Genomic DNA, 4,753 nt, shown 5'->3' with positions numbered 1-4,753 from the left:
CTCTCAGAGATAGAGGGGGCAGAGGGGCTGCTCGGCATCCTGGCAATGGTGCGGTGGGGGCAGATAGAGGCCACAGATAAGCAGATAGACCTCACCCCTGTCCGGCAGCCGCCGGGGGGAGAGGTTTTTCAGGCAGATAGATAAGCCTGGTGTACGAGCTGGGAGTTTATCCCGCCGGTCCCCGGCGTCTGTCTAATCCCCGCTATTCAAAGGCTACGCGTGACAAGCTTCGCTAGAAACCAGAAACTTGAAACTAGAAACTTATTTTCGCGCACCTCGCGCACCGGGCGAACGACAACCCCCGGCCGCTGGCTTATATTCGGGCGCTATGATGAAGCCGCCGCCATATCGCCCCGCCCTGCTCCCAGTCCCGCAGAAAGCGGTGAGTTTACCCTGCGTAACGAATGTAGCGGGGCTTGTCTTGGCGCGGAATCATTTTTCAACAGGGAGATTTACGCCTCCCGTCGGGCAAAAATCTCAAAATGCGGAATTTTGACTGGATTTTGTGGAATTTTAAGGGTTCCCCCTGGCCCCGGTTTGGCGGCCGGTCACAGCGCCCTTTCACTCCAGCCCTCAATCACCAGTCACCACCCAGTTGGGTGACCGCCAGCATGACGAAGATGCCTAAGCTCAGGGCGATGAACGGTCCCAGCCGCTTGCGGGTATCGTGAAAGGCCTCGGGCAGCAGGTCCATGGTGGCTACGTATATGAATGATCCGGCAGCCAGGGCGGTGGGTATGGCGATGTGCAGCTCGCTGAGTCGGTGGATTAACGGTAGAGAGAGAATTGCGCCGATGGGCGTGCAGAGGGCAAAAACAGTCAGCAGGACCAGCACTCGTCTGATGGGAATGTCGGAGAGGCTGAATACCGTAGCCAGGGAAAAAGCCGCGACCGATTTATGGCTGATAATAGCCAGGAAGATCACCAGGGCCATGCCCGGGGCGACGAAGCTGGTGCCGAGTGCAAAGCCCGCTGTGAGGCTGTGAATGCTCAGCCCGATGAAGGCACTGATCCCCACAACATGGTGGCGATGTTCGGCCAGTTCGTTACAGTCATGGTGCCGGTGGCGCACCAGCACGCGCTCGATGAAGAGAACTACCATAAATCCGTTCAGAATCATGAAGTTGGTCAGAATATCGGGCTGGGCGGCGATGGTTTCAGGAATGAGGTGGAAGAAGACGGCCCCGAGGAAGACGCCGGCTCCGAAGGCCACGAACAGGTGCAGCTGGCGGTCGCTCCAGCGACCCAGGAGGGGTGGCAGAGCACCCAGAATGGCAGCCAGCAGAATGCCTATGAGCAAGCCGAATTGAGAAAGCGTCATTATGGATGAAAAATTACATCAGAGCCATGAGCGCTTGAAAGGGATAGTCATTCCCCGGTCTTCGCCATAGTGTAAGCCTATCCACCCACGGTATGAATAGTTCACGCAACCACACTGAGTTGCTGTAATTTTATATCAATGCCAGCCTACCAGCCCATAGCATACCTGAAGTACTGTCAGCTCTCCTCAAAGAGGGCGTTCACCGGTTAATACCAGATCTATGCCAAGCGCTTTCAAAATCGCCGGAGCTTTTGCCCCCATCCTCACGCCCTTCATGCCTGATGGCGGTTCCATAGACTGGGGGTCTTACCGACGGCACCTTGCATTCCTGTCCCAGGGGGATCCATTCGGAAAAGAGACCGGCCTGGAGGGCATCGTGGTCTTGGGTACCAACGGTGAGTTCGGTCAACTCACGACCGCAGAGCGGCTTGCGATGGTGGAAGCCACCCTCACAGCGGGGACGAGGCTTGCGGTTATAGTTGGAGGGATGGTGCCTGACTCGCCGGAAGATACCCTGGCCTTCGTCCAACGGGTGGTTGAATACGCCGACCAGGTGGCAGCTGTCCTGGTGGCACCTCCTTTTTATAACGTGGTTGCTGCCGGGGGTGTCGTCCCCGAGGATGTGGTGGTGGATTTTTATCGGCACCTTGCCAGGGTGCAAGACCGCGTACCTTTGCTGCTATACAACGTTCCGGTGCCCCCTGAAGGGCCCATGACCGCACCCGTCACCCCGGACGTGGTGGCGGCACTGAGAGACGAGGTAGCCATTGTAGGGGTAAAGGACTCAACTGCGCGCCTGGAAAATATCCCGGCCTATTTGCGGGCGAAACCCGGTCTTAAAGTTCTGGTGGGCAGTGACCACGTAGTGGCTGGTGGTCTGGCGCAGGGGGCTGTGGGCTCGATAACGGCTTGTGGGAATATCTTTCCTTCGGCTGTATTGGCAGTATATCAGGCCCGGCCGGGACCCGCCCGGCAGGCTGCCCAGGACGAGCTCAGCCGCCTCCGCCGGGTAATAGAGCTGATCCCGGGGAAACAGGTGGCCATTCAGAAGCTGCTGCTGTACCACCTTGGTGTGGTGGCCAGGTTGTCACCTGTTCGTGATCTGAGCAAGGGGCTGACAACATCCGAGCGGGATCAGATCCTGGCAGCGCTGGAGGAGGCGGCGGCAGGGCTGGTCATCAATCAGGAGATTCAGGCGGCGATCCGGTCACTTCCTGGCTCATAGACTCGATCATAGAAGTCCACCGGCGCGAGAAAGCGCTTTGCTTGCCTGATTATCACTATCAGTTAGTCTAACAGCGCCTTTACCGAGTCGAGACTGCCATCGTTGGGGGCCGGCTCAAGACTTAGAACCCTGGCGATAAGATCATAGATGTGGATATTCTGGAAGGGGGCCACTTTCAGTCCGTTCTTGAATGCCGGTCCCCGGGCGATAAAAATCCCCCACATAGAGGGGTATCGGGGATCATAACCGTGATCGCCGCCCATAAAGTAGGCTGGGTTTTGCTTGTAGAACTGGCGGGTAGAAATGCTCCAGCCTTCGTCGGCAATCCCGATGATTGGAGGAATCCTGTGGTGGGCGGAATAGTGTAATCTGGCTGGCACTTCGTCGCGCCTGTAAACCTGTAGATGCGGGTGGGCATTCTTCAACGCCAGGTAAATATTCTCCTGCACTTCTTCTGGGGGTCGTAGCCCTAGTACAGGCGACCAGTCAATAACCCCGGCTTGCTTCAGGTCGATATAATTATCCAGGAAGATAACCCGGGTGGAATCGGTTACCGCCATGCCGTGATCCGACACTACGATGATATTAACCTCCTCCATAATCCCCCGTTCCAACAGTCCCTGGAAGAGGGTCGCCAGTGTGCTGTCCAACTGCGCAATGGTCTTGGCCACCTCGGGTGAATCCGGTCCATGCCGGTGGCCTTGATCATCGGTATGCGGGAAGTAGAGGGTGAGGAAAGTAGGGCGGCGGTCGGGCGGCAAGTCGAGCCAGGCCAGGATCTGATTGACGCGCTCGCTGTGGGGCAGGTCATGGTCATAGGGATACCAGTAGGTTGGCTGCACGCCCTTGATATTAGCTTCGGTGCCGGGCCAGAATAAGGTAGCGCTGATCTGACCCTGGATTTCCGCTGTGACCCACAAGGGTTCGCCCTGCCACCAGCGGCTGTCGGTAACTGCATCACGTAAACTCAGATCAAAGGTGTCATCGAATACCGGGTCGTACATGGTGTTGGCGATGATGCCGTGGTTCTCGGGGTAGAGCCCCGTAGCGAGGGAGTAATGGTTGGGGAAGGTTTTAGTCGGAAATACTGGAAGGAGGGCCTTAGCCTTGACGCCGGTTTTTACGAGGTGGTCCAGGTTGGGGGTGTCGGCTTTCTCCAGGTAGGCCCATCGAAAGCCATCCAGTGAGATGAGCAGGACAGTAGGTTCGAGGTGGGAGCGGCCGCCACAAGCGATGAGCAGCCAGAGCGCGAACGCCAGACAAGTCCAGCAGAATTGCCTATGTATCCGCTTCAGGTCAGGCATGTGTACCCCAGGGGACGCGGTGGTAACAATAATGGATTTTTCCTGTCGGCAGCTCATCTCTCTTGTTCACTCGAATTGCCCATGGCATCTATTATTCAGGCACCAGTGTAAGTTAATTAATCCTGTAATGAGATGCCTGCGAGAACTGTCTGGCAAGCCATCGCCGGATCTTGGGCCAGACAAGTTTTTCCTATTCCGGCTTGAGATTGGCATTGCAGGGGCTCATGGTATCTCTTGCTATTGAAAGTAGCACCTCTTAAAATCGATAGTGCCAGTGAGTCAAATAATGCATTCACCCAAACGGTCTAAGCAGGAGGAATGACACGTGTTCCGCTTCGGTGAATCCCAAAGATTAATTCCGGCCCTGTTGCTTCTGGGGTGGTGTTTGGCCTTGGCCACACCAGTTCGGGCTGATTTACGTTTCTACTCCATCGTGCAGCAGGTCTGCAAGTCTTACCGGGTACCTGTGAATATGGATCAGATGAAATTGGAGGCGCTAGAGAGCGACAATCCCACCTTCAACCTCGAGCTACAGAGTCGGCGCAACAATTTTGAAGAGGTAATGCTGGTGGGGTATATCGCTACCAGTCAGGCCATCGCCCGCACGGGTGTAGTGGTCAAAACCATCAACATCACCGTTACCATACCCAAGGCCGACAACATGCTGCTTTTTACCACTGCTGACGTGGCTCTGGTGGAGCAGCTACGGCTGGGGGAAATCAAGTCTTCCGAATTCATGCGGCAATTACAGTGGAATTAAACAAGGAGGATTGACGTGCTATCCTTTGGCGATACCCTCATACAATACTTACGGACCATCGGCTGGGCGCTGGCGGTTTCCATCGGCTTCTCGCTGGGTACGGCCATCGCTATCTGGATCTTCGCTCTCGTCTCCAGGGACAT

4 protein-coding genes are annotated in these 4,753 nt (G+C 56.1%); 2 read left to right on the top strand and 2 right to left on the bottom strand.

Annotated elements, in window-relative coordinates; all coding sequences use genetic code 11:
* Positions 1-577: 577 nt before the first annotated feature.
* Positions 578-1,321, bottom strand: coding sequence for a ZIP family metal transporter (locus ACETWG_00195; protein MFB0515008.1), 744 nt, complete (start codon positions 1,319-1,321; stop codon positions 578-580).
* A 220-nt stretch (positions 1,322-1,541) separates the two neighbouring features.
* Between ACETWG_00195 and ACETWG_00190 the strand changes: the two genes are divergently transcribed.
* Positions 1,542-2,546 carry a dihydrodipicolinate synthase family protein gene (locus ACETWG_00190; GenBank protein MFB0515007.1) on the top strand — a complete coding sequence of 335 codons (1,005 nt, stop codon included), beginning with the start codon at positions 1,542-1,544 and terminating at the stop codon, positions 2,544-2,546.
* A gap of 62 nt (positions 2,547-2,608) precedes the next feature.
* Here the strand turns inward: ACETWG_00190 and ACETWG_00185 are convergent, their stop codons facing one another.
* Positions 2,609-3,850 (bottom strand): ectonucleotide pyrophosphatase/phosphodiesterase, encoded by a 1,242-nt coding sequence (locus ACETWG_00185; GenBank protein MFB0515006.1) that lies wholly within the window; start codon positions 3,848-3,850, stop codon positions 2,609-2,611.
* 325 nt (positions 3,851-4,175) lie between these two features.
* Between ACETWG_00185 and ACETWG_00180 the strand changes: the two genes are divergently transcribed.
* Positions 4,176-4,610: a hypothetical protein gene (locus ACETWG_00180; GenBank protein MFB0515005.1), complete on the top strand. Its 435-nt coding sequence runs from the start codon at positions 4,176-4,178 to the stop codon at positions 4,608-4,610.
* The last annotated feature ends 143 nt before the right edge of the window (positions 4,611-4,753 follow it).

The organism is Candidatus Neomarinimicrobiota bacterium (assembly GCA_041862535.1).
GTDB lineage: Bacteria > Fidelibacterota > Marinisomatia > SCGC-AAA003-L08 > TS1B11.
The sequence above is the reverse complement of the archived record's forward strand: the minus strand, read 5'-3'. Positions and strand labels throughout refer to the sequence as shown.

Bases quoted from the DNA above. Each gene is read 5' to 3' on its own strand.
- ACETWG_00195 (MFB0515008.1), bottom strand. From the start codon at position 1,321: ATGACGCTTTCTCAATTCGGCTTGCTCATAGGCATTCTGCTGGCTGCC.
- ACETWG_00190 (MFB0515007.1), top strand. From the start codon at position 1,542: ATGCCAAGCGCTTTCAAAATCGCCGGAGCTTTTGCCCCCATCCTCACG.
- ACETWG_00185 (MFB0515006.1), bottom strand. From the start codon at position 3,850: ATGCCTGACCTGAAGCGGATACATAGGCAATTCTGCTGGACTTGTCTG.